This window comes from Paenibacillus sp. FSL R7-0333, assembly GCF_038000365.1.
Classification (GTDB): Bacteria; Bacillota; Bacilli; order Paenibacillales; family Paenibacillaceae; genus Paenibacillus_AQ; species Paenibacillus_AQ silagei.
Genome location: NZ_JBBOBZ010000001.1, coordinates 2,339,111 through 2,362,792, shown reverse-complemented (window position 1 = coordinate 2,362,792; position 23,682 = coordinate 2,339,111). Strand labels below are relative to the sequence as shown.

Annotated in this window: 23 protein-coding genes; 4 read left to right on the top strand and 19 right to left on the bottom strand. The window is 54.4% G+C overall.

Annotation, left to right across the window (positions count from 1 at the left end; translation table 11 throughout):
• Positions 1-43: 43 nt before the first annotated feature.
• The 6 genes from MKY86_RS09670 to MKY86_RS09645 all read right to left on the bottom strand — a co-directional run bounded on the left by MKY86_RS09670 (position 44) and on the right by MKY86_RS09645 (position 4,691).
• Complete coding sequence (locus MKY86_RS09670) at positions 44-1,252, bottom strand: M14 family metallopeptidase (RefSeq protein ID WP_076078392.1); 1,209 nt, start codon at positions 1,250-1,252, stop codon at positions 44-46.
• A gap of 168 nt (positions 1,253-1,420) precedes the next feature.
• Positions 1,421-2,227, bottom strand: a complete 807-nt coding sequence (gene racE / locus MKY86_RS09665; RefSeq protein WP_036725271.1) for a glutamate racemase — start codon at positions 2,225-2,227, stop codon at positions 1,421-1,423.
• Between the two features lie 226 nt (positions 2,228-2,453).
• Positions 2,454-2,933: a YtxH domain-containing protein gene (locus MKY86_RS09660; RefSeq protein WP_081751142.1), complete on the bottom strand. Its 480-nt coding sequence runs from the start codon at positions 2,931-2,933 to the stop codon at positions 2,454-2,456.
• 98 nt (positions 2,934-3,031) lie between these two features.
• Complete coding sequence (locus tag MKY86_RS09655; protein ID WP_076078390.1) at positions 3,032-3,697, bottom strand: helix-turn-helix transcriptional regulator; 666 nt, start codon at positions 3,695-3,697, stop codon at positions 3,032-3,034.
• A gap of 46 nt (positions 3,698-3,743) precedes the next feature.
• Complete coding sequence (locus MKY86_RS09650; RefSeq protein WP_076078388.1) at positions 3,744-4,184, bottom strand: DUF86 domain-containing protein; 441 nt, start codon at positions 4,182-4,184, stop codon at positions 3,744-3,746.
• 219 nt (positions 4,185-4,403) lie between these two features.
• Complete coding sequence (locus tag MKY86_RS09645; protein WP_036702274.1) at positions 4,404-4,691, bottom strand: Dabb family protein; 288 nt, start codon at positions 4,689-4,691, stop codon at positions 4,404-4,406.
• Positions 4,692-4,890: 199 nt separating this feature from the next.
• Between MKY86_RS09645 and MKY86_RS09640 the strand changes: the two genes are divergently transcribed.
• Positions 4,891-5,475 carry a helix-turn-helix domain-containing protein gene (locus MKY86_RS09640; RefSeq protein WP_036702276.1) on the top strand — a complete coding sequence of 195 codons (585 nt, stop codon included), beginning with the start codon at positions 4,891-4,893 and terminating at the stop codon, positions 5,473-5,475.
• 116 nt (positions 5,476-5,591) lie between these two features.
• Here the strand turns inward: MKY86_RS09640 and MKY86_RS09635 are convergent, their stop codons facing one another.
• From MKY86_RS09635 to rpmG, 7 genes are all read right to left on the bottom strand, one after another.
• A complete protein-coding gene (locus tag MKY86_RS09635; protein WP_076078387.1) occupies positions 5,592-6,215 on the bottom strand; it encodes a class I SAM-dependent methyltransferase in 624 nt (207 codons plus the stop codon).
• 171 nt (positions 6,216-6,386) lie between these two features.
• A complete protein-coding gene (gene rpsN, locus MKY86_RS09630) occupies positions 6,387-6,656 on the bottom strand; it encodes a 30S ribosomal protein S14 (protein WP_076078385.1) in 270 nt (89 codons plus the stop codon).
• Between the two features lie 21 nt (positions 6,657-6,677).
• On the bottom strand, positions 6,678-7,793 hold the full coding sequence (locus MKY86_RS09625) for a metal ABC transporter substrate-binding protein (RefSeq protein ID WP_076078507.1): 1,116 nt from the start codon (positions 7,791-7,793) through the stop codon (positions 6,678-6,680).
• Between the two features lie 89 nt (positions 7,794-7,882).
• Positions 7,883-8,743, bottom strand: coding sequence for a metal ABC transporter permease (locus MKY86_RS09620; protein WP_076078384.1), 861 nt, complete (start codon positions 8,741-8,743; stop codon positions 7,883-7,885).
• Positions 8,689-9,396 (bottom strand): metal ABC transporter ATP-binding protein, encoded by a 708-nt coding sequence (locus MKY86_RS09615; protein ID WP_076078376.1) that lies wholly within the window; start codon positions 9,394-9,396, stop codon positions 8,689-8,691. The genes MKY86_RS09620 and MKY86_RS09615 overlap by 55 nt, the downstream gene beginning before the upstream one ends.
• Before the next feature lie 421 nt (positions 9,397-9,817).
• Positions 9,818-11,026 carry a GTP-binding protein gene (locus MKY86_RS09610; RefSeq protein WP_076078374.1) on the bottom strand — a complete coding sequence of 403 codons (1,209 nt, stop codon included), beginning with the start codon at positions 11,024-11,026 and terminating at the stop codon, positions 9,818-9,820.
• A 48-nt stretch (positions 11,027-11,074) separates the two neighbouring features.
• Positions 11,075-11,224: a 50S ribosomal protein L33 gene (gene rpmG, locus MKY86_RS09605; RefSeq protein ID WP_036725285.1), complete on the bottom strand. Its 150-nt coding sequence runs from the start codon at positions 11,222-11,224 to the stop codon at positions 11,075-11,077.
• A gap of 227 nt (positions 11,225-11,451) precedes the next feature.
• On the opposite strand from rpmG, the gene MKY86_RS09600 reads away from it, so the two are divergent.
• Genes MKY86_RS09600 through MKY86_RS09590 form a run of 3 tightly spaced genes read left to right on the top strand, consistent with a single transcriptional unit; the run spans position 11,452 to position 14,405 of the window.
• A complete protein-coding gene (locus MKY86_RS09600) occupies positions 11,452-12,489 on the top strand; it encodes a CobW family GTP-binding protein (protein WP_076078373.1) in 1,038 nt (345 codons plus the stop codon).
• Positions 12,490-12,520: 31 nt separating this feature from the next.
• On the top strand, positions 12,521-13,510 hold the full coding sequence (locus MKY86_RS09595; RefSeq protein ID WP_076078371.1) for a permease: 990 nt from the start codon (positions 12,521-12,523) through the stop codon (positions 13,508-13,510).
• A 37-nt stretch (positions 13,511-13,547) separates the two neighbouring features.
• Entirely contained in the window at positions 13,548-14,405 is an 858-nt protein-coding gene (locus MKY86_RS09590; protein WP_076078369.1) for a TIGR03943 family putative permease subunit, read from the top strand.
• Here MKY86_RS09590 and MKY86_RS09585 read toward each other — a convergent pair whose 3' ends face one another.
• From MKY86_RS09585 to MKY86_RS09560, 6 genes are all read right to left on the bottom strand, one after another.
• On the bottom strand, positions 14,406-14,801 hold the full coding sequence (locus MKY86_RS09585; RefSeq protein ID WP_036725293.1) for a NusG domain II-containing protein: 396 nt from the start codon (positions 14,799-14,801) through the stop codon (positions 14,406-14,408).
• Between the two features lie 146 nt (positions 14,802-14,947).
• Entirely contained in the window at positions 14,948-18,031 is a 3,084-nt protein-coding gene (locus tag MKY86_RS09580) for a PAS domain S-box protein (RefSeq protein WP_340826766.1), read from the bottom strand.
• A 214-nt stretch (positions 18,032-18,245) separates the two neighbouring features.
• Positions 18,246-19,970: a sensor histidine kinase gene (locus MKY86_RS09575; RefSeq protein ID WP_340826765.1), complete on the bottom strand. Its 1,725-nt coding sequence runs from the start codon at positions 19,968-19,970 to the stop codon at positions 18,246-18,248.
• Between the two features lie 124 nt (positions 19,971-20,094).
• A complete protein-coding gene (locus MKY86_RS09570; protein WP_076078365.1) occupies positions 20,095-20,976 on the bottom strand; it encodes a carbohydrate ABC transporter permease in 882 nt (293 codons plus the stop codon).
• 15 nt (positions 20,977-20,991) lie between these two features.
• On the bottom strand, positions 20,992-21,882 hold the full coding sequence (locus MKY86_RS09565; protein WP_076078363.1) for an ABC transporter permease: 891 nt from the start codon (positions 21,880-21,882) through the stop codon (positions 20,992-20,994).
• A complete protein-coding gene (locus MKY86_RS09560) occupies positions 21,879-23,576 on the bottom strand; it encodes an extracellular solute-binding protein (protein ID WP_076078361.1) in 1,698 nt (565 codons plus the stop codon). Before MKY86_RS09560 ends, MKY86_RS09565 begins: the two co-directional genes overlap by 4 nt.
• Positions 23,577-23,682 lie beyond the last annotated feature (106 nt).

The window sequence follows — 23,682 nt, the reverse complement described above, 5'->3', positions numbered from 1 at the left end:
CTTTGCTGTTATCTTACGCAAATTTGCAGACATTGTTTCATTTTTATTTCAAATTCGACAGAATCGCACTGAGAATCAGGCCTGTGTCCAGGGCCATATCCTCAAAATCAGCCACAGGCAACGGATTCTTGCCTACTCCCAGCTCTACGGTGAAGCCCGGCTTGCGGAAGCGCTCGATGAACCAGTCCTTGTAGCCGGCATCGCTGCCGGTCAGCTCCACCGCTCTGTAGCCGCTCACCGCCGCAAGCGCCGCTGCCCACTGCTTACTCTCCGGCGGCTCATAGCCCCGGTAGTTCCAGTAGATCTCTGCCCCCTGGCTGTGCAGGGATACGGCGGCATCGCCCGGAACCCGCTCGGCCAGCGCCGCCAGTGCCGCCGCCTCCGGCTCACTGAGCGGCGCCGGGCCGCTGTAATCGCGCGGCGCCGGGCCGGGCACCTGCCGCCGGTCGCGTTCCTCCTCCCAGTGTGCGGGGAACTGGTCTCCAAGATCGACACCGCGGATGTTCGCCTTCCAGTGCCGGAAGCTGCGCCTGCCGCAGTTCCACCTCATCAGCTCTGCATAATGAGGACGGTCCGGCATCGCCCCTTCCTGCACCAGCTCGACACCGTCGGGATTCGCCATCGGCACGGCCCAGAGTGTCCAGTCCCGGTGCCAGTCCACAGGCTGACGCCCGTGCCAGTCCGCACCTGATTCATAAGCAGCCGCATATTCTTCAAGAAAGCTCATCAGACACGGGGACGTCAACCATTCGTTGGCATGCAGCGCGGCATTCACATGCAGGTGACGCGGGCCGCTGCCGATCCGCAGCAGGCGGAGCGGCTTGCCGAGCACACTGTGGCCTATAACCTCGCTGCTGACAAAAGAATAGCGGTCCGCAAGTCTTGCAGCATCCGCCTCTATCTCAGCCGGTCCGTATTCCCCGTGCAGATAAACCTCTGTCCCCCGGGTGGCCGCCGGAATCACCAGCACCTTGCCCGGCAGGCAGATACGTCCCGAGCTTACCCCGGGATTCAGCATCTCCAGCTCATCTATGCCAACCCCGAACAAGGACGCGATGCTCTGCGCATCGTCCCCCGCCTGCACCGCATACCGCTTGCGCGGGGCAGACGGCAGGAACAGCACCTGCCCCGGATATAAGTACGGCTGGCTGCCAGCCCATGGATTCCCCTGTATGACATGCTCCGGTGTCAATCCGTGTCTTGCGGCGATACGGCTTACGGTATCTCCCCTGCGGGCAATGTATTGCTGCATAGGTCTCATCCTCCCGGCCCTCTTGTTCCGGCGTCCCTAACATCCTCCGTGATGACATACGGGACCCGGCCCTCATGCCTAGTATATGAGCAGCAGCAGCGGGTCATGTGGAAATGTAGCAACTCGGGGGTTTGTCCCTATTCAGTTCGCCGCTGCAATGCTCTTATCCTACAGAGTAGATACTTGCCATACTACCGGCGTCCGGCTGATCTGCTCGCCCAGCCAGTCTCGGGCAATCCGCTGGAAGATTTCCGCATCTCCGCTGCAGAAGAACTGGTGAATCGGACTCTCATCCCCGCGCGCCAGCTGGCCTTTATCGTAGAGGATGGTGCTGATCTCCCGCGCCGTCTCATCCGCCGAGCTGATCAGCTTGACGCCGGGTCCCATCACTCTGCCGATTGGCTCCACCAGGAACGGATAATGGGTGCAGCCGAGAATCAGCGTATCGATCGGCTCGTACTTGATGCCGTTCAGTGATTCGGCCACCGCAAGATGGCTCTCCTCCGAGCGGAATAACCCCTGCTCTACGTAGGGCACAAGCGCCGGGCAGGCTTGGCTGACCACCTGAACAAAGGGAGACAACTGCTTCAGCGCCGCCGTATAGGCACCGCTTGTAATCGTGCCGATGGTGCCGATCACGCCGACCTGTCCGCTCTTGGATGCGCTGATGGCGGCGCGGGCACCGGGGTGAATGACTCCGATCACAGGAATGGCTACCTTGGCGGAGATATAATCAAGCGCTGCTGCCGTTGCTGTATTGCAAGCAATGACGATCATTTTAGGATTAAATTGAATTAAATAGTCCACGATTTGTTCAGTGAACAATTTCACTTCCTCAGTGGAACGGGGTCCGTACGGGGCTCTTGCCGTGTCGCCGAAATAGATGATTTTCTCCCGGGGGAGCTGTCGCATCACTTCCTTGACTACGGTCAATCCTCCTACGCCTGAGTCTAATATTGCTATTGCCTGCTGCACGAACACACCGCATCCTTTAACTCGTTTTGTGTAGCTTATGTAAGGCTGGAATAATGTGTACCAGGATTTCAGCCCCAATTGCAGATATTACCCCATTTGCCGGTACAGTTCAAGTAGGGAAGAAAAGCGGAGGCATAATGCAGACCCACCCGAAGCATGCCGCCACACGCAAAAGCCGCCTCCCGCCTGTGCAGCGGAAAACGGCTCCATACCTTTTATATCAAGCTTAGGACAGCTTCCCTGCGGTTTTGCCATCCTCGATAGCTTCCGCTACAGCAGCATCTGTACCGGTCACAGCTTCGATCTCAGCCTCCACCACTGCCGCTTCTTCAGCAGCCTCATATGCAGCCACCTCGTCACGCACGGCTTCCACTGCATCGGTAACTTCCACAGCCTGCTCCGCAATGCCGCTTACAGTAGCTACATCTGCTTCTTCCACCGCATCCTTGACGGATTTGCTCCATTCCTTGACTTCGCTTACCACCGAGACTACAGCTTCTTTGGCCTTACCGTAGATCTCTGTGGTTTTCTCGCCGGCCTGGCCGGCAATAACCTGAACCTTATCCACAGCTTCCGTTGTGCCTTCGGCAATATCCTTGCGCAGCTCCTTACCCGGCTTAGGAGCGAACAGCAGCGCTGTCACCGATCCCACAATACTGCCGGCGAGTACGCCCCAGAGCAAGCTTTTGTTATCTTTTTTCATCATCAATCTCTCCTTTGGATTCTAAGTGCCTCTGCCCGGCCACCCGGGCGATCGCCTATTTCTGCTATATCATAAGCATAGAGAGGATGTCCTGTGACTGTTCAGCCCTTGATTTCGGATGTTTTCTGCTCGGGGTTCGGCGTGATAGCATACCGGCAGCATTGGCCGCCTTCCGCCATACACTCACTGCGTGTCACCTTCGCTTCCAGCAGCTCCTCGAACAAATGCTGCTCACACTGGCAGGCCTTGCGGTACTGGGTAGCCACCTGACGAATGGGACAATTATACTCCCTCAGTGTGTATGAGCCGTCCTCTTCCTTGCTCCACTCCGCCATATAGCCCCCGGCATTCTGAATGGTTGACAGCTCCGCAACCCGCTCCTCCAGATCACCGCTCTTCATCATCGAACTGTACTGGGCAAGCATCCGCCGCTTGCGGCCTTCAAACAGCATATTGACCGCATCCGCCCCGCTCCCGTGGTCCAGCTCCCGCAGCAGCTCCAGCGCCAGATTATGATAGCTTTTGGGAAAATGATCCTCCGCCCGCTCGGTAAGCGAATATACATGCATCGGACGTCCCATGGCCTGGCGCACAACCTTGGTCTTGGCAAGCGACTCCTGCTCCAGCTGAAGTACATGGCGGCGGACACCCATCTCGGTAATTCCCAATTCCTCGGCAAGAGCGCTGATCGTCAGCGGACCTCTCATCTTCAGCAGCGTCATAATCATCCGCCGGGTTGAACCGCTCTCCTGACTCTTCTTCGCCATAAAGGACGACCTCCTTTCTGTCTGTATGCACACAGCCCCGGCTCAGCTAGCCCGTGACCCCGCTGCCCAGCTCCTGATCCAGATACCTGCGCACCTCGCAGGCGAACTTCTCCAGAATATCCGGCAGCGTCCGGGTCATGGGGTGCAGCTCTTTGCGTTCCCACACGAAATAATCCTGAACCAGCGGCTTGCGCAAGGCGACCAGCGAGGTCAGATCCTCGTAGATCCCGCTGTCTCCCAGCACCTTTTCCTCATGGATAATAGATATAATATCCTCGTAGCTTCCGGCATCACGCATAATGAACCCGTCAATCAGACAGCTGCCCACATCCGTCACGACTTCAACGGCCAGATGTAAGCACCGTTCCTGCACCAGACCCAAGAGCGTACTGCCGTCCCAGGAAGAAGCTGCATGTGCTAGACCTTCATTAAGATCAGGGATCTGTTCAAGAATAACTTCTATTTGCTTCCGGTTGACATAATACACAGCTGACCCTCCACCCTGCGGTATTTAGTGATCTTCCTTAACATGAACTGCCGTTATTTCCCCCGCCTGCCCCGGCGCTTCAGCCAGAACACCATCACGATACACGCCGCCATAAAAACAATCAGATACGTCAATGCTTCCATCGGATACTCAAGCTCACGCATTCCGCTCACCGCTTTCTGTGCTTAATGGGTTCCAGCCTTGCAAGTACGTACAGTCTCAGATCTCGTAATCGACCGCTACCGACAGCTCCTTGACCTCGTTGATATGGGCAATGACTTCCTTGTGAGCCGGATGCACCTGATACGCCTGCAGATCCTCCATCGAGGCCACAACCGTGACCAGGGCGATATCGAACGAACGCTCCGAGTGAATCAGATCGGCCCCGACTTCAATGGACAGCAGCTGCGGAATTCTTCCTTCCATATTACGGAGGACTGCAACAGTCTCTGCGACCTTGTCCGGGGACCGGTCCTTTAATTTGAAGAAAACAATATGCTTGATCATCTATCCCGCTCCCAGCCTGATTAATGTGAAAATGATTACTCAAAATATATCATAAACTGCAGCATTACTGAAACAATCTTGGTTCATGGCCAAAACAGGAGCTTTGCACTCTGGACGAATGCCGTGATGAAATGGTAAAGTCATAACAGCTAAACTAGATGATCCGTCACTTCATTAAATCAGTACACCCGGAGGTATTATGGCTAAAAATCAGCAAGAAACACATAAAATTCAGGCCTGGTCTCTGATCAACCGCAAATATCTTGGACAAGGCGTACGGGTCAAAAGATTTCGCCGCCCCAAACGCAGCCAGATCCGCAACCGCGTTCTGCTGGCCATTCTGATGGCCAAGGACATGAAGCTCTCCCGTCTCGCAGAAGAGCTCTCCGTCTCCTCACGCAGCGTAAGCGCATGGGTATATGAAGGACGCATTCCCTCCAGAACCAATCTGGACAAGGTCTGCCGCCATTTAGGCTATCCGCCCCATATCCTGTTCAATGAAGCTCTTCTGCGGCAAAGTCCGATTGTGTGCCAGCCGACCCCATCCCGTTTCATGAAAAGAACGCTCGCCCATTCACCGCAGCACAACGCGATTCTGACCGGACTCTGCATGGTGTATGATTTCTCGGTAACCGATGTCAGCATCTGGATCGGCGTCCATCCCGGCACCTTCCGCAAGTGGCTGCACCACTGCCATCTGCCTACCCTGGCCCTGCAGGAGAAGGCCGAGAATTTCTTCCGCATTCCGCGGCATATCCTGTTCGCCGACTGCGAGCTGCATTAACCTTCATTAATAGGAAGCTGCAGGAAGAAGTGGGAACACGCACAGCATCAGGTTCACAGTAAGGTCCTTCTCGCCGCAGGGAGGGGCCATGTTGACGTTTCTTTCGCAGAAGGCAGTTACCGTTTGATCGCAAGGATCGTTCTTAGTATGTATTCATGAGTCCCGCCCTGCGGGTTCTGCAACGACTCGGTAAATGAACCTGTCTCCAGAATCTCCGTCCCGGCAAAATGCTCCCGCAAATCGGCATCGCTGAAGAAGTGGGCATATTTATCCTCTTTATATTCAAAGGTGCCCGTCTCCAGCTCTCGTCCGCAGCCGTTATGGGGGTCTTCATCGGAGAAGCTGGTGAAATAGAGCAGCCCTCCAGTCCTGACCTGACTGAGACTCGCTTCAATCAGCCTGCGGCGGTCCCCGGCGAGGAATAAATGCAGAACATCATAGCAGTATACGGCATCCACAGGCTGCCCAAGCTGACGCTCCAGCGCCGAGCCTGCAATAAAGCTAGTTCTCGGGTCCCATGCTGCGCCCAGCTCAAGCGCCGGTTCACTTAATTCTATACCGTATACTGTAAAATCAGCAGAGAACACCTTGGTATTCCGCCCATACCCGGCACCCGGAACAAGCACGGACGATACTCCTGCCTCCTGAAATTTCCGCTTCGCCCATTCTGCCGACAGGCTAGGCTCACTCCCCCAGATCATTCCCTCCTGCGCAAATCTCTTACTCCAATACCCGGTCATGCAGCTCCTTCTTTCCTATTCAGATTATGTATCTATATAGCTGTCCCCTCTTCTCTATCATAGTCCACTCTGCCAGATCCGGCAAAGTCTATGAACACAGCAAAACGGCTGGCTCCTGTAGACCAGAGAGATCAGCCGTCTTAACGTTATAGCATCTATGAAGTTAACAGCCTACCAGCTGGACTTGGTAACGCCGGGAATTTGCCCCTTATGCGCCAGCTCCCGGAAGACGATTCGGGATATTTTGAATGTACTCAGATAGCCACGCGGTCTGCCGGACACGCTGCATCTGTTTTTTTGACGGGTGGCTGAGGAATCCCTAGGCAGCTTCTGCAGTGCCATCACATCGCCCGCCGCCTTCAGCTCTCTGCGCTTGTCAGCGTACTTCGCCACCAGCTCCTGCCGCTTCTGTTCCTTCACAACCTTTGACTTCTTGGCCACTATAGATCAGCTCCTTCGTTCTTATTCGTTCAACGCCTGGATCAGCGCTTCAAGATTCTGCCGCATCAGACTCAGGTAATCGAGATTATGCGCAGCGTCTTCCTCTGTTAATCCTTCGATTGGATTCAGCACAGCAGTCTTGGCTCCTATTTCCTGGGCAATAGTATCGGCGACACTGGAGGAGACCAAGGTCTCGAAAAAGATCGTAGTCACCTTATTCGCCTTGGCGAACTCCACAATCTTGGCCATCTGTGCAGCAGACGGCTCCTGCTCCGGTGACAACCCGGCAATCGGCACCTGAGTCAAGCCATATTGCTGTGCCAGATAACCAAAGGCGGCATGCTGGGTAATAAAGTCCTTACGCTTCGTGTTCTGAAGCCCGGCTCTGAAATCCTGATCCAGCTTCTCCAGCTTGGCAATATAAGCATCGCTGTTAGCGCGGAAGGCGGCTGCATTCCCTGGAAAAGCTGCGGAGAGTGCTGCTTCAATGGTGCGGACCTCCTTGATAGCCATCACCGGGTCCAGCCAGACATGCGGATCGAGACCGCCATGGTCATGGTCATGGTCATGGTCGTGGTCGTGGTCATGGTCTGCTTCACTGACAGCTGTATCATTATGGGAATGGTCGTGACCGCTTCCTTCAGTTGCGGACTCATCATGTTGATGGTCATGGTCGTGATCGTGGTCTGCTTCAGCCGTAGCTTCCTCTTCATGGCTGTGTTCGTGCTCATGTTCGTGTTCGTGCTCTGTTCCTTCAATAACCTGGAGTCCTTTACTCGCCTCTATCGTAATCAGATCACTTCCGGCAGCACCGTCCACAATCTGCTGCACCCAGCCCTCCATGCCTGCGCCATTATAGACAAGCACATCTGCATCCGAAATATCAGCCATATCCTTTGCAGTCGATTCCCAGTCATGCGGCTCGACTCCGGGCGGGACCAGCACCTCCACATTGGCAAGGTCGCCGGTAATGCTTTTCGTGAATTCGTACATCGGGTAAAAGCTAACCTTAATGTTCAATTTATCCGCTGCGGGTACAGATGAAGCTTCGGCCGCAGCCGATGGTGAAGCCGCCGGACTGCTGGTTGAAGCGGCTTTCGTCGCAGTGTTGTTGCCGCAGCCGGAGATCACCAGCATGGCGGTCAGGGACAAGGCGGCAAGCTGACGGATTCTGAATGTGAATGTGGACTTTGCACTCGAATTGGATATTGCTATGGATTTGAATTTCATATGTTGTGAGACCCCTTTTCTTCATTGGCTTGAGATGAATACTGGCTGCGGCTGCGCAGCCTGATCAGCTTCTGTACTGCAATGGCTATCAGCAGAAATACCAGCAGAATGAGTGCAATCGTGCCTCCTGGAGGCGTGTTGATATAGTAGGAGGCTGTAAGCCCGCTGAACACACCGGTCAGCCCCACACTGACGGAGATCATTATGGCTGCCGTGAAGCCCGATGCAATCCGCAGCGCTATAGAAGCGGGCAGCACAATCAGAGCGGATACGAGCAGCACACCCACCACCGGCATCGCTGCGGCAACGGTCATGCCGGTTAGGACGGCGAATGAGAAGGACAACCACCCGGTACGGACACCGCTGATAGCGGCCGTCTCTTCGTCGAAGGTTAGGCTGTACAATGGGCGGCGCAGAATGATGAAATAGAGAAGACCGGCTGCAGCCACCACGGCGATCAGTTTAAGCTGAGTATCACTTACGGCAACGATGGAGCCGAACAGATAGGAGCTGAAGCTCTTGGTCAGATTCTGCTTCAGGCTCATCAGCACGACGGCCAGCGCCAGGCCGGAGGTCATAATAATAGCAACCGGAAGCTCGCTGTATGTACGGTAAGAGCGGCGCAGCTGTTCAATAATCAGCCCTCCTGCTATAGCTACAGCGAAGCCGCTCAGAGCAGGATTCCATCCCAGTACGGAACCCAGTGCTACTCCGGCAAGGGAGACATGAGACAGCGTATCGGCCATCAGTACCTGCCTGCGCAGCATCAGGTAGACTCCCAGCAAGGGTCCAATCAGCCCGATCAGGCCTCCTGCCCAAAATGCGCGTTGCATGAATTCGTAACCAAGCATGTCCAGCCCTCCTGCTCCTTGCGTTCCAGCGTAATCACGGTATCCAGATAGGAACTTGTCTCTTCCAGGCCGTGTGTAACCATAATTACGGTCCGGCCGTGGCGGCTGACATAATGCCGCATCAGCTCATAGAATCCGGTGCGGCTGGCAGCATCCATCCCGGTTACCGGCTCATCCAGTACCAGCACCTGCGGCTGCTGGGCCAGCGCGCGGGCGATGCAGATCCGCTGCTTCTGCCCGCCGGACAGCTCACCGATTCTCCGGTTACGGTACTCCCACATCTCCACCTGCCGCAGGCTGCTCTCGACGAGCGCCTCCTGTTCCTTAGTGAAGCGGCGGAACAATCCCAGCCCTGAATAACAGCCGGAACGGACCAGCTCAATCACCTTGCTCGGAAATCCGGCATTGAAGGAGGCTACCTGCTGCGGCACATACCCGATTGTAAGCCTGCCCCCTCCGGTAATTTCCCGGTTCAGCGTAACCGTTCCGCTCCAAGGCTTCAGCAGGCCCAGCATCAGCTTCAGCAGCGTGGTCTTCGCTGCCCCGTTCGGTCCGGTAATTCCAATGAACTGTCCGGCCTCCAGATCCAGCGACAAGCGGTCAATGACCGGCTCATCCCCGTAACCGAACACCACATCCCTGATGGATGACAAAATCATCGTTCCTCCCCCTCTCTTTCCGGCCCGCTGTGGCGCTGCCATCACGCTCCCGTACCTGATTCCGTGCTCGATCCCGTGCTTGGTCCTACGGCTGCTGCCGTAGTTACTGCCGCGTCTATTGTTAGACACTTGTAATTCGGCCCAACCCTATTCCACGGATTAAACAAACTAAGTATTGATTATTATTCGTAATATTTACGATTATGTTTCAACTTCATTGATATTATCGTAATCATTACGATTTGTAAACCCAAAACCATAAATTAATCGTAATCACACTGATTAACCTTGTTCGATCCGAGTTTTCCGCATACATTCGCATTTGCCCCACGTGCCTTCGTAGCGCCTAATCCCTATTCAGCACAAAGCCGGAATCCGCAGAAAGGATTCCGGCTTTCCAGACTATCATTTACAGAAGAAGTTATTCCTGCCCCGCCGCAACCAGCTCCTCTACATGCCAAGGAAGCGGGTTGTTGAATGCCGTCCAGTCCTGGTTCATCTCCTCTGCGTTCAGCAGGCAGCGGTCCAGGCGGGCTTCTATATCCTCTCGGTTCATCTGAACTCCGATGAAGACGATCTCATTCAGCCGGTCTCCCCACTGCTCGTCCCACTTCGCCAGCACATCAGCTTCCGCAGTCAGCACCTCCTGCTGCTGCTCCTCCGGCAGGGTAGCCAGCCAATAACCGGCGGGACCGAACTGGATCGACGGCCCTGCCTGGCTGATGGTCGCTGCCAGATCACCGCTGGCTGCCAGCCAGACCAGTCCTTTTGCCCGGACAACCTCAGAGGGCCAGTTACTGAAGAAGAAGCTCAGCCGCTGCGGGTGGAATGGTGCTCTCCGGCGGTAGACGAAGGAGGTGATGCCGTATTCCTCAGTCTCCGGTGTGTGTTCCTCCTTGGCAAGCTCTGCGATCCAGCCGGACGACTGGCTGGTCTGTTCGAAATCGAATAATCCCGTATTCAGAATCTCGGATAGCTCCACTTGTGCGTTCACCGTACGGATGATCTTCGCGCGCGGCTGAAGACTGCGCAGAACGGCCTCCAGCTTGTTCAGCTCTACCTCCTCCACGAGATCACACTTGTTAAGCAGCAGCACATCACACGTCTCGATCTGATCAATCAGCAGATCGACGATATCCCGGAAGTCGTCTTCGCCCGCCGTCATATTGCGGTCCAGCAGACTGTCGCCCGAGGCGAAATCATGCCAGAAGCGGTTGGCATCGACCACCGTAACCATCGTGTCCAGCCGGGCCAGCTCCGTCAGGTCGATATCCAGCTCCGGGTTCGGGTAAGTGAAGGTCTGGGCCACCGGGACCGGCTCGCTGATCCCGGAGGATTCGATCAGAATGTAATCGAAGCGCCTCTCCGAGGCGAGATGATTCACTTCACGCAGCAGGTCATCGCGGAGGGTGCAGCAGATGCAGCCATTGGACATCTCGACCAGCTTCTCCTCGGTGCGGGAAAGGCTGCTGCCGGATTTCACCAGATTCGCATCCACATTCACTTCACTCATATCATTGACGATCACGGCCACCTTCAGGCCCTCACGGTTATGCAGAATATGATTAAGCAGTGTAGTCTTACCGGAGCCAAGATATCCGCTTAGCACTGTTACAGGAATTTTATCCATTGTATTCTCCTTGTACTTTATATTTTCATGCTAGAAACACTCCGCAGCTTAGCGGGTCTCCCGGTGCAGTGTGACACGCTTCAGGCGCGGGCAATATTTTCTCATCTCCAAGCGTTCCGGTGTCGTTCTCTTATTCTTCGTGGTGGTATAGTTGCGGTCGCCCGTCTCCGTACAGGCCAAAGTAACGATTACTCTCATTTCAATCAAGCTCCCTTCTATTTAATCGTAATTATTACGATTTACACATTCTACACGCTCCCGCCCTCCGCTGTCAACAGCTGTCCAGGAACTTTTGGGCTCTCTTAGATTCTCTCTTAGATTAGTGTTCTTTCCTGAATAAGCTTGACGTATAGATGGAATTACAAGCGGAAGCGGCTTGGCCGCCTTCTTATGGGGACGGTACTATTGGAGCGGGAGAGTGAGCCATGAAGATACCTGTGATTATACTGAGCGGATTTCTGGGGAGCGGAAAGACAACCCTGCTGCTGAGTCTGCTGAAGGAGAGCCAGCGCAGAGGGCTGAACCCGGGCGTAATCATGAATGAGCTGGGCGCAAAAGATGTGGACGGCTATATCCTGCAGGAGAGTACCGGCACAAGTGTGGAAAAGCTGCTGGACGGCTGCATCTGCTGCAGCCGCAAGGAGGAGCTGCCGCGCAGCCTGACCGCCCTGCTAATGCGCCGCCCGGATATCATCTACATCGAGCTTACAGGGGTAGCTGACCCGGACGAGATCGCGAAGTCGCTGCTGGCACCAGCGCTGGCAGACCGGCTGCAGCTGCACCACGCCATTACACTGCTGGATGCCGAGAATGCACTGGAGTACAGCAGCCGCTTCTCGTCCGACAAGCAGCTCGTCCGCACCCTGCGCAAGCAGATCACCACCGCTGATCTCATCATCGTCAACAAAAGCGATCTGGTAGAACCGGAGACTCTGTGGAAGATTGAGAAGATGGTCTACAAGCAAAATTCGGAATCCGAGATTGTATTCACCCACTACAGCCAGATTAATCTCGCCCCGCTGCTGACAGGCATCGCCGTACGCGAATTTAAGGGCTCTGCTCCCCGGCGCGGTCCCGGCAATATCAGCGGCGCCACCCTCCAGCGGATGAACACGGGCAGTAGGAGCGGCGGCAGCATGGCGGCAGTACATGAGCCTGAATCCGAAACGGACGGCTCTTTTTCCCAAGTGGCAGCAGTGACGTTAACCGTTCCCCCGGCATGGACCGGGAGCCTCCGTCAGGAGGAGCTGGAGCAATTTTTGCGGCAATGGGGCTACAGTCTGCTCCGGGCCAAGGGCCATGTACGACTGGCAGGCCGGGAGTCCGTGCAATTGGTGCAGCTCGCGGGTAACCGTATTTCCTGGGAGGCATCAAGCTACCCGGGCCAGCCTTATATCGTCTGCATCGGTCTGAATCTGGACGAGAAGGCAATCAGCCGCAGCTGGGCGGCCTTATTCAGTTAAGAACCCTCTGCGGGAAGGAGCCGATGAACCTTTGACAACCATTACTCCGTTCAAAATATTGCCGCTGCTCTTTTCCGCCGCTTTTCTGCTCACAGCGGGCAGTCTGTGGCTGCCCGGGCATCTAAGCCTGCTGGACAACGGCTATGTCGACACGTTCAAAACCGCATTCCTCGGCATTCTGCTGGAGGCCTTGCCGTTTGTCCTGCTGGGCGCGCTGCTCTCCTCCCTGCTCCGCGTCTTCGTGCCGGACGAGCTGATCTCACGTTGGATTCCGCGCCGCGCGCTTCCGGCTATTCTCTTCGGCTGCCTGCTCGGAATCCTCTTCCCCGTCTGTGAATGCGGGATGATTCCGCTGGTCCGCCGCCTCATGCATAAGGGTATGCCGCTCTACGTTGCCATCGTGTTCATTCTGTCCGGTCCGATCCTCAATCCGGTCGTTTACGGGGCCACCCTGACAGCCTTCCGCTCCCATCCGGAGCTGGCCTACACCCGGATGGGACTGGCTTTTGCCGTAGCGGCATGCATTGGTCTGATCATCTACGGCACCGTCCGCAGATCGCCGCTGCGCCTGTCCATCCGCCGGGAGGGAAGCGAAGAGCTGCATGACACACTACGCGGGGGCCGGGCGGCGACGATCCTGGTGCATACGTCGGATGAATTTTTTGAGATGGGCAAATTCCTGATCATCGGCTGTCTGCTGACTGCGGGAATCCAGACCTTCATGAATCAGAGCAGCCTGTCCGCCATTGGTGACCGTCCGCTCGGCTCCTACGTGTTCATGATGGGACTGGCCTTCGCACTCTCGCTCTGCTCCACCTCTGACGCCTTCGTTGCGTCCACCTTCCTGCATACCTTCCCGGCCGGGGCGCTGCTCGCCTTCATGGTGCTGGGACCGATGCTCGATTTCAAGAACGCCCTGATGCTGCTCTCGCTGTTCAAAACCCGATTTGCCCTGTACCTGTTCTTCCTCATTATAGCGGCCGTCTTCACCGGCTCCGTACTCGCTTCATTCTGGCTGTAGCTGCCCTGAAATTCCGATTATCTGGAGGAGGATCTGCATGAATAGCTCCGGAAGCATCCGGTTTCACTATGTACTCAGGGCGGTTATTCTGCTCGCCTTCGCCCTCTATATCGGACATCTGGTCCAGCAGGATGCCCTCCATTATTATGTTGCTCCCAAGCTGGCCCGCTGGATCAGATTATGCCCGGTTCCGCTCTCCCTGATGGCGCTCAGCCTCGGGCTCCAAGCTGTGCTTGGCAGAAGCTCTGCCCTCTGCGACTGCGAGCACCGCCTGCCCCGTTCATTCCTGGGCAGCTCCGCGCTGTACAGCCTGTTCCTGCTCCCTTTGTTGCTCGGGTTCCTGCTGCCCGACCGGGCACTAGGCAGTGCCGCAGCGGCCAAGAAGGGCCTTGCCCTGTCTTACACTGCCGTTGAGCCCGGCACCAGGGCTAGCTTCACACCGGCCAACCCTTATGAGGCCGAATTTGCAGAGCTGGCAGGACAGCTCTACAGGCAGCCCGTCATCCCTGTATTCCCTGAGATTTTCTCGGAAACGCTGGGTGCCCTTAATCTGTACAAATCACAGTTCGAGGGTAAGGAAATCTCTGTATCAGGCTTCCTGTACCGCGAGCCGCAGGGGTCCGGTCGATCCGGCTATGCAGTCAGCCGCTTCCTGGTCCAATGCTGTACGGCAGATGCCACCCCCTTCGGCATTCTTCTTGCACCGGGTACACAAATAAGCCTGCCCGCCGATACCTGGATTGAGGTTCGGGGCAAGCTTCATGTGACGTCCCATGAGGGCGTAGAGACTCTGCAGATCGCTCCGCAGAGCATAACCGCAGTGTCAGCAACGTCCACACCTTATGTGTACACGAACGCCGATGCCGCAGCGGCATGGAAAGAGCTGCAGCCTTGACTAGATGACCGCGTCCAGCGCATCGTCATCCTCCAGCGAAGACTCCGGATTGGAAATCTCCACCAGGAGACGGGCCGGAATGCAGATAATCTGCTGCTTCGGCCGGGAGATGAATCCCATGTCCAGCGCAATGGTCAGCGGAGCATCCGAATAGGTCATCTGAATACCATAATCGTATACCTTCAGCGTGTTATGACCATATCGGGTGCGAATATCAATAATCTGCTCTTCCTTGGTCAGCTGGACAGTCTTGTAGGCTTTGCCGTTCACGGTGATTACGGCCTCCAGCTCCCCTTGCTTATACGGATGATTGTGGTTAGAGAACCACTTGTAGCCGTAGATGGAACCGGCGGCCAGCAATACAATGAGAATCAGCAGGAAATCTCCGCGCTTCATCGTTTTCACTCTATTGACCCTTTCGCTTACCGTTATATATTCGTAATGTTTACGATTTATATAATAGTAATGCAGACAAGGGAAAGCTGTCAACGTGAATAGCGCTTGCTTTGCCTGCCAACTATCCGGCCTTTTATATTACTAGACTATCTGCGGATGCTTCCGGACCATTCCCTCAGCACTCTGTCCAGCTCATCTCCACGGATCGGCTTGGGAATAAAGTCCTGCATCCCTGCCCGGAGGCACATCTCTTCATCTTCCTTGCGGGCAAAGGCAGTAGCGGCAATAATCACCGGGGACAGCCCCATCGCCTCGCGGATCTGCCGGGTGGCTTCAATCCCGTCCATGCCCGGCATCTGAATATCCATGAACACCAGATCATAATGCCGGGACCGTACAGCTTCTACCGCCTGCTCGCCGTTCACTGCCAGGTCAGAGGTGTAGCCGCGCTTTTTGAGAAAAGTCTGCAGGATCTGCTGATTCACCGGATGATCCTCCGCGATAAGAATGGACAACGGCCCGTATTGACCCTCGGGATAATCCAGATTGAAAATCCCACTCTTATACTCCTGAGTGGCAGCGACTCCTGCCAGCAGCGCTTGGCCCTGCTCCTCCACCGAATACATCACGCCGATGGTGAAGTAGAACTCCGAGCCTTCTCCTTCGACGCTGTTCACACCGATGGCGCCATCCAGCAGCTCCACCAGCTTCTTGCTGATCGCCAGACCCAGTCCCGTCCCGCCGTACTTGCGGTTGATCGAAGGGTCCAGCTGGGAAAAGGACTGGAATAACAGGTTCTGGCTGCCCTGCGGAATGCCTATACCGGTATCGGTTACCGAGAACCTCAGAATCAGCGAGCCTGGCTCCCCGGCAGCCTCCAGCTTCACGCAGACGCTGACCTCGCCTTCTTCCGTGAACTTGACCGCATTGCCGACGAGATTCACCAGCACCTGCCTCAGCCTGGTCTCGTCGGTGATGACAACAACCGGAATATCGGGCTCAATATGGCTGCGCAGAACCAGCCCTTTCTCCTGGATACGCGGATAGAATAGCTCACAGACGTTCTGAACGACCTGCCGGATATCGACCGGCTGCAGATCCAGCGTCATCATGCCGGATTCAATTTTGCTGAAATCCAGCACCTCGTTGAGAATATGTACCAGCGCGGCACCGCTTTTATTAATAATCTGGGTGTAATACTGCTGTTCCTCCGTAAGCTCTGTTCCCGACAGAAGATCGGCCATCCCGATAATTCCATTCATCGGCGTACGCAGCTCGTGGCTCATAATCGCCAGGAACTCCGACTTGGCCCGGTCAGCCTTCTCCGCAGATTCCTTGGCACGCTCCACAGCCTTCTCCTCAGTGATATCCCGGAAAACAACCACCGCCCCCTTGTGCTCTCCGTTATCATACAATGCTGTCATCCGGTATTTGACCAGGAAGCTGGAGCCATCCTGACGCCAGAAGATCCCTTCCTGCTCCTGCTCATAAGAGAGGTTGGTCTTCAGCAGCTCCGCCAGCGTCCGGTGTCCTCCGGGATACAGCTCGCCGTCCATCCAGGTCTGCGCTATCGTATGCAGCTTGATATTGCCGGCCAGCTCACCCGGGTTATATCCGAGCATGACCGACGCAGCGGGGTTGATAAATACAGTCTCCCCCTCCAGATTCATGCCAAAAATCCCCTCAGACACGGAGTTCAGGATCAGCGCATGCTCATAGCTAAGCTTCTCAATCTGCTCCAGATAGCGCTTAGGCTCTGTAATATCACTGGTAATGGCGAATACGCCGACCACTTCAGAATCAATGAGCATAGGGACATAAATCATCCCTACCTCCACCCTCTCGCCGTCGTGACGGATCACCCGGGTATCGAAGGTCTGGGCCATGCCTCCGGCTGCCGCCAGAAACCGCATATTCACATGCTCCAGCTCATCCTCTTCAATAATCTCACAGTAACTGGAATGCATCAGGGTCTCCCTGCTGTATCCTGTCAGCTGCTCCAGACTGGCATTCATTGACTGTATGTATCCCTGAAGATCCATGGCACTGATGGCAGACGGGTTATATTCGAAAAGCGACTTATACCGGTTCTCGCTCTCACGGAGCTGCTCCTCCATCCGCTCGCGCTCGGTCACATCCTGCACCATCCCGCGGATCAACTGAACCTTGCCGGAGGCATCCAGGATTACCTCCCAGTGTGCGTAGATAGACTTACGTTCCTCGCTGCCCTTCACTCTGAAAATCGCCTCACCCTTAGCCCCGGACTTCAGCGTATAATGCAGCTCTTCGCGCAATCTGTCCAGGTCCTCCGGCACTACACAGTCAAGCAATTGAGTATAATGGACCACGGTATGATTTCCGCAATTCCCGCCTAATTCAAAGATAGCCATCAGCTGGCTGGAGACGATCAGCTGATCATATACGGAATTCCACTCCCAGGAGCCCATTTGTCCTAACTCCTGCGCAGCAGCCAGCATATCTTCAACCTTCTTCCGCTCGGTGATGTCATGGGCAATCGTCAGGATCTGCCGCACTTCGCCTTCACGATTCCGCACCACCTGGAAGGAGCTCTGTGTCCAAAGATAATGGCCGTCCTTATGCCTGACCCTGCGTGTAAAGGTGTCACTGTCAGAGTAGAGCTTGCCCGGCTCGGTCATTTCCAGCGCATCCGCTTCATGGTAATAATCCGTTTTGTTGCGGCCGATCATCTCACTTGCCGGGTAGCCGAGCAACGTTTCGACTGACGGGGAGACGTAGCGCAGCGTTCCATCGGGATCGGCGAATGAGATCATGTCCGGGGTGTGCTCCGTAATCAGCTCGAAGAGCTGGCGATCCTCCTCTATCTTCTTCTCCGCCAGCTTGCGCGCGGTAATATCCGTCATCTCCGCAACCAAATGGGAGGGACTTCCAGTCTGTTCATCAATGATCAGAAAAAGATGCAGGGCAACCCAGAGCATCTCACCATTCTTATGTACGAACCGCTTGTCGGTATCTACAGCCATATCAGGACTGTTTATTAAAGCATTCATAATCTGCCCGTGATCCAGGGTAGCCCCTTCATCCGGAAAGACGATATCCTGGTAACGCAGCTCCTTGAGTTCGGTCTCAGTGTATCCCAACATCCCGCAGAGCGCAGGGTTGGCCATGAGCATAGTACCATCCGTAATGGCTACTGCCGCATATCCTATTGAGGACCGCAAGTACAAGTGCTTAAATAGAGTGTCGGACAAAGCTAGAGCCTCCTCTGAGAAAATGGGGGACATAATTTAGTAACATTATACCTTTTTTTCGGAAATTATGCTCCAGACCTAAAGTCCCGCTAATGAAGATACACAGGGTAAGCTTGCCGCTGGAAACGTGCATATCCACATACAAAAAAACCGCCCTGGTCACTTTCATGACATCAAGGCGGTGGTTATAGGTTAGTCCAGTCTCCTGAATTCGTTACTTGGCCCTTCTGGGAATTCTCACCGCCACTGTTGTGCCCTGGCCGATTTCGCTGTGGATCGTGATCCCGTACGCCTCGCCAAAATAAATCCGGATTCTCTCCTGGGCGTTGAACAGTCCATACGATTTGGATTGCCTGCTTAATACCGTATCCATCGTCTCCTGAGTCATTCCCGGACCGTTGTCTTCAATGCTGAATACAATCGTATCTTCCTCGAAGCCAGCCCGCAGGCTGATCCTGCCGCGCCCCTCCCGCTTGTTGTCCACGCCGTGCTCAATCGCATTCTCTACAATAGGCTGCATAATCAGCTTGATCATGTGATAGCCCAGCACCTCCGGGTCCACCTCGTACACTACATCGAAGCTGTGGTCATGCATAATCAGCTGCAGATCAATATAAGATTTCGTATTCTCCAGTTCATCCTGAACGCTGATGACATCCTGCCCCCTGTTCAGGGTCGTCCGGTAAAATTTGGAGAGGGTTGTGGTGATTTTACTGATGTCATACGCTTTAATGCTTATAGCCTTCCAGTTGATCAGCGACAGGGAGTTATAGAGGAAATGCGGATTGATCTGAGCCTGAAGCGCTTTCAGCTCCGCGTCCTTCTGCACAACCTTGCTGCGGTAGACTTCATTGAACAGCTCATTCAGACTTTGCAGCATATCCTTGAACCGTGAGGTCAGCTCGCCGATCTCGTCATTGGAATCGACCACAATATCCACATGCAGGTCCCCACGGGTCACCCTTTTCATCGTGCGGTTCAGACGGTAGATCCTTCTCACGAATGCATTCGACAACAGCCAGACCGCAGGCACCAGAATCAGCAGGCAAATCCCGACCGTGAGCATGGTGGCGCGGAGAATCGTCTTGGCATCGACACCGATCGAGTTCTTGGGCATATAAAAGACAAGCTTCCAGCCCGTCACGCCCAGCGTCTGGGAGATGACGATGAAATCGCTCGCGCGCTCTTCCGCTGCCTTAGCCGATTCAAAGGACGGCAGCCCGTTGTGATAGTCATACACAGGCTCCCCCGCTCCATTCTCGACCAGGACGCCGTACTCACCGGAGACCACATTGGTCAGACCCGCAAACATATCCTTGCTGTCAAAGCCTAAGTAGATCAGGTTGTCATACTGCGTTCCCGAGCCGCCCACCATTCTCCGCACTGCGGACAAGGCCGTACCCTCCTTGATCCAATGCGTCTGGCCGCTGGCCATCGCCGCTTCATACCAGGGCTTCCCGGATACGGTGCTAATCGGCAGAATCGTATTCTTCCGTTCCGTGATGTTGTTCCCTGTATACACCGTCAGCTGGCGAATCTCTTCGTTCAGGAACAGAAGCGTATTGAACAGCGGCTCCACGATGGTGTTCAGATCATTGTACATATAGTAATAATTGTCCGAGTAATCATTGTTGAAGACGGACACTACACTGGAGTTAAAGGTGAACGAGTCCAGCGCGGCATTGAGCTTGCTGAACTTATAATCCAGATTGGCGGCGATCTCCGACACATTGTCGGTTAAGGTCAGCCGGGCCTGCTGAACGAGCAGACTCCTGGATTGATCATACGAATACCAGCCAAGCACACTGAGCGGAATAATGATAACGAGCAAATAAGAGACAAACAACTTATGCTTAATTCTTAAATTCCTGATGAACCGGCCTGGGCGCTCCAGATCTACCCCTCCTGTCTTAAGCCTCTTGTCCTTATAACGTAGCATTGCCCCCGGCAAATAACAATCTGTAAAAGCGGCGGCCCGCCGCATGAGCCCTGCCCCGAAACAACAAAGGGGTGTCCCCAGCCGTTTCCGGCTTACAGGACACCCGCTTACATGCAGTTTACGCTTACTCTTTGACGGCGCCGAGCACGATTCCGCTGACGAAATACCGCTGCAGAAACGGATAGATCAGCATGATCGGGATCATCGAGACCATCACCTTGGCCGCATTGAGCAGTTGGCTCGACATATTCGACAGACGCTTGATCTCTTCCGGGTCAGTGGTGTTCATAATCGAATTCACGCTGATAATCAATTGCTGGATATACGTTTGCAGCGGCCAATTCTCCTTGTGGTTCATCAGGATCATCCCGTCAAAAAACGCATTCCAGTGACCGACGACCGAGAACAGGGTGACTGTTGCCAGTGAGGGCAGGGAGATGGGGATAAAAATCGTCACCAGCGTTCTCCACGCCCCCGCCCCGTCCATCCCGGCAGCCTCCTCCAGCTCCTTCGGAACGCCCTTGAAGAAGTTCATCAGCAGAATCACATTAAATACCGGAACGGCGGTAGGCAGCACAAGCGCCCAGATGGAATCGAGCAGCCCGTACGTATTGATCGTCATATACCACGGGATCAACCCGCCGTTGAACAGCATACAGAAGATAACGAACCACATATAGATATTTCTGCCCGGAAAATGTTTGTTCGATTTCGATAAAGGATAGGCCATCAGCACCGTAACCAGCAGATTGATGGCTCCTCCGAGCAGCACCCTTTTCACAGATACGCCAAAGGAAATGAAGAAGCTGCGGTCACTGATTACCGACTTATAGGCTTCCAGATTGAAATCAACCGGCCAGAAGAAGACCTGACCCGACATGGCCGCCACCTTGCCGCTGAACGAAATAGCCAAGGTATTCAGTACAGGGGCCAAGGAGAGAAAAGCAATCACGGTTAGAATACAATAAATCACAATATCAACAGTCCGGCTGGTTCCACGGATCACAGCAAATCACCTCTGTCAGAAAATACGGTAGTTGGCAAACCGGGCAGCCAGACCATAGGAAGCGGCAATCAGCACAAAGCTTACGACCGATTTGAGCAGGCCTACCGCTGTTGCCAGTCCATACTGGATTTCAAGCAAGCCTGAACGGTATACATAAGTATCAATGATATCCCCCGACTCATAGACAATCGGATTATACAGGTTGAGAATCTGCTCGAAGCCCGCATTCAGCACATTGCCGAGGCTTAAGGTCGCCAGCAGAATCACCGTGGTCATCAGACCCGGAATCGTAATATTGGTTAACCGCTGGAACCGGTTCGCTCCGTCAATGGCGGCTGCTTCATACAGATTGGTGTTGATGGAAGTCAGGGCAGCGATATAGATGATCGTATTGAAGCCGAATTCCTTCCATACATCGCTCGATACGATCACAAAGCGGAACCAGTGATTGCTCTGAAGGAACATAATCGGATCGCCGCCGAACCACTGCATCATCTGATTGATAATGCCGTCCAGACTAAGCAGGTTAATCAGCACTCCTGAGAGAATGACCCAGGACATGAAATGGGGCAGGTACACAATCGTTTGGATGGTGCGCTTGAATTTAATATTCGCCACTTCATGGAACAGCAGTGCAAATACAAAGGGAACGGTCAGTCCGGCAATGATCTTCATCAGTGCAATGCTCAGGGTGTTGCCGAGAATCAGCCTGCTGTCCGGCAGGCTAAACATATACTCGAAATTCTCCCAGCCCACCCATTCAGAGTGGAAGATGCCCAGTGTAGGCTGAAAGTCCTGAAAGGCAATCACGATTCCGAACATCGGAACTACACTGAATGCTATGAGCAGCAATATGCCGGGGAGCAGCATCAGGTGGTAATTCCAGATAGAAGCTCTGCTTCTCATGGTGACTCAACTGCCTCAGCAACCTCTTTGGTGATTTCTTCCCCTCCGATGCTCTTCCAGGTCTCCACGAACTTGTCGAATTCTTCAAGGGGAGAAGTGCCGGTAATGATTTTCAAAAAGGTCTCGTTTTCGAGTTTTTCCAGATTGGCTCCCTTTTTAAGCATCGCTTCCGTCTTGCCGTAGAACACAGGCTCCACCTTCACAATTTCTTTCGCTCCGGTGATGGAGGCGGCAGTATAAAAGGCCAGTGAATCGGCATAAGCCGGAATATCCTTTTTCGGATTTTCATTATTCTTCAAGACCGCCTTGACTCTCGGCAGGATGCGGGCCGGCAGACCGTCCAGATTCTTATCCTTAATCACCTTCTCGTAGATCGGCACATCGCGTGCCAGGGAATCCTGATAATCCAACTGCACATTAATCGGATAATTGAGCCAGCCTACACCCAGATCCTTATACAGCTCCTGCGCTGCCGGATCAATCAGGCGGATGCCTTCATACTCCACGCTGAGCATTTTCAAGGCGGCCTCGGGATGCTCCGCCTTCTTGTTCACCACCATGAAGGTTCCCGACGGCGTGGATGGCACGATATTCCGTTTGCCGTCTCCGTCCAGCGGTACAGCCAGCGGCACCCAATCCGCTTCCGGGTTGGCCTTCACCGCATCAGACAACGCCCAGCCTCCGAACCAGGGGGCAAACAGGATACCGGCCCGGCCGCCTGACACCAGCCCGGCATTATCCTCGTATTTCCGGGTCAAGAACTCTTTGTCAATCAACCCGTCCGCGTACATCTCTCTCAGCTCAGAGAGCGCCTGCTTGGTCTCTGGAGTCGTGGAGCCGTAGATGATGTTTCCTCCCTCATCCTTGAACCAATTCTTCGGATAGGCATGATTGGCATTGAAGATCGGATCGAAGGTGAAGAAGCCGCCGTCTGCGACCACACTTTTATCGCCAAGCAGACCAACGGTATCCGCTTTCCCGTTACCGTCAGGGTCCTGCTCCTTGAACGCCTTAATCACAGTCTTCACTTCATCCATGGTACGGGGCGTCTCAAGCTTCAGCTTGTTCAGCCAATCCTGGCGTATCCACAGGAGCTGATAATTGCCGTCGATGTTGGTATTGGGCAGCGCCATCAGCTTGCCGTCGATTCTTCCGGTGTTCAGCACCCGGTCTCCCGTGTAGGAGTTGTAATAATCCTTAATCAGCGGAGAGGCATATTGATCGTATAATCCGGTCAGATCGGCCAGCATACCCGCTTTCGCCATTCTCTTGAATTGCTGCTCATCCACCACCAGAATGTCAGGCAGGGAGTTGCTTGAGATCGCCAGGGTAACCTTCTGGTTATACGCATCCTGGTCCTCCACCGAGAAATCGTATTTCACCTTTACATTCAGGCGGTCCTCGACATATTTCAGATACTTGTTATTCTCCAGCGTATCTCCTGCCGGCAGGTTATTCCCCGATACGCCCTGTCTCCCCAGAGACACGGTAACGGGTTCTTCATATTTGCTGAAGGGTCCATCGTCCTCTTTGGCGGTGGCGGATGGTTCATTGCCTCCGGCATTCGTGGACTCACTGCCGGCGGGGGCAGCAACCTTTTCCTCCTCAGAACTGCTACCGCAGGCCGCCAACACTCCCAGCACCATTACCATGGACAGCAGCAAGGCCATAACACGAATTTTCTTCAATCTCATAGATGCCCCTCCCAAACTTTGTTATAAAACGCTTTCATGCTTACAGTTAAATTGTAAATTAGCCTGGAAGGGAGCGAAATCCCAAATTCTTTGGATACGCGTCAAT

Coding starts and splice junctions, on each gene's coding strand:
- MKY86_RS09670 (WP_076078392.1), bottom strand. CDS start 1,252: ATGCAGCAATACATTGCCCGCAGGGGAGATACCGTAAGCCGTATCGCC.
- MKY86_RS09635 (WP_076078387.1), bottom strand. CDS start 6,215: ATGACCGGGTATTGGAGTAAGAGATTTGCGCAGGAGGGAATGATCTGG.
- MKY86_RS09660 (WP_081751142.1), bottom strand. CDS start 2,933: ATGATGAAAAAAGATAACAAAAGCTTGCTCTGGGGCGTACTCGCCGGC.
- MKY86_RS09655 (WP_076078390.1), bottom strand. CDS start 3,697: ATGGCGAAGAAGAGTCAGGAGAGCGGTTCAACCCGGCGGATGATTATG.
- rpmG (WP_036725285.1), bottom strand. CDS start 11,224: ATGAGAGTAATCGTTACTTTGGCCTGTACGGAGACGGGCGACCGCAAC.
- MKY86_RS09600 (WP_076078373.1), top strand. CDS start 11,452: ATGAAGATACCTGTGATTATACTGAGCGGATTTCTGGGGAGCGGAAAG.
- MKY86_RS09640 (WP_036702276.1), top strand. CDS start 4,891: ATGGCTAAAAATCAGCAAGAAACACATAAAATTCAGGCCTGGTCTCTG.
- MKY86_RS09560 (WP_076078361.1), bottom strand. CDS start 23,576: ATGAGATTGAAGAAAATTCGTGTTATGGCCTTGCTGCTGTCCATGGTA.
- MKY86_RS09615 (WP_076078376.1), bottom strand. CDS start 9,396: ATGATTTTGTCATCCATCAGGGATGTGGTGTTCGGTTACGGGGATGAG.
- MKY86_RS09645 (WP_036702274.1), bottom strand. CDS start 4,691: ATGATCAAGCATATTGTTTTCTTCAAATTAAAGGACCGGTCCCCGGAC.
- MKY86_RS09590 (WP_076078369.1), top strand. CDS start 13,548: ATGAATAGCTCCGGAAGCATCCGGTTTCACTATGTACTCAGGGCGGTT.
- MKY86_RS09610 (WP_076078374.1), bottom strand. CDS start 11,026: ATGGATAAAATTCCTGTAACAGTGCTAAGCGGATATCTTGGCTCCGGT.
- MKY86_RS09625 (WP_076078507.1), bottom strand. CDS start 7,793: ATGCTGGTGATCTCCGGCTGCGGCAACAACACTGCGACGAAAGCCGCT.
- MKY86_RS09575 (WP_340826765.1), bottom strand. CDS start 19,970: ATGCTACGTTATAAGGACAAGAGGCTTAAGACAGGAGGGGTAGATCTG.
- MKY86_RS09565 (WP_076078363.1), bottom strand. CDS start 21,882: ATGAGAAGCAGAGCTTCTATCTGGAATTACCACCTGATGCTGCTCCCC.
- MKY86_RS09585 (WP_036725293.1), bottom strand. CDS start 14,801: ATGAAGCGCGGAGATTTCCTGCTGATTCTCATTGTATTGCTGGCCGCC.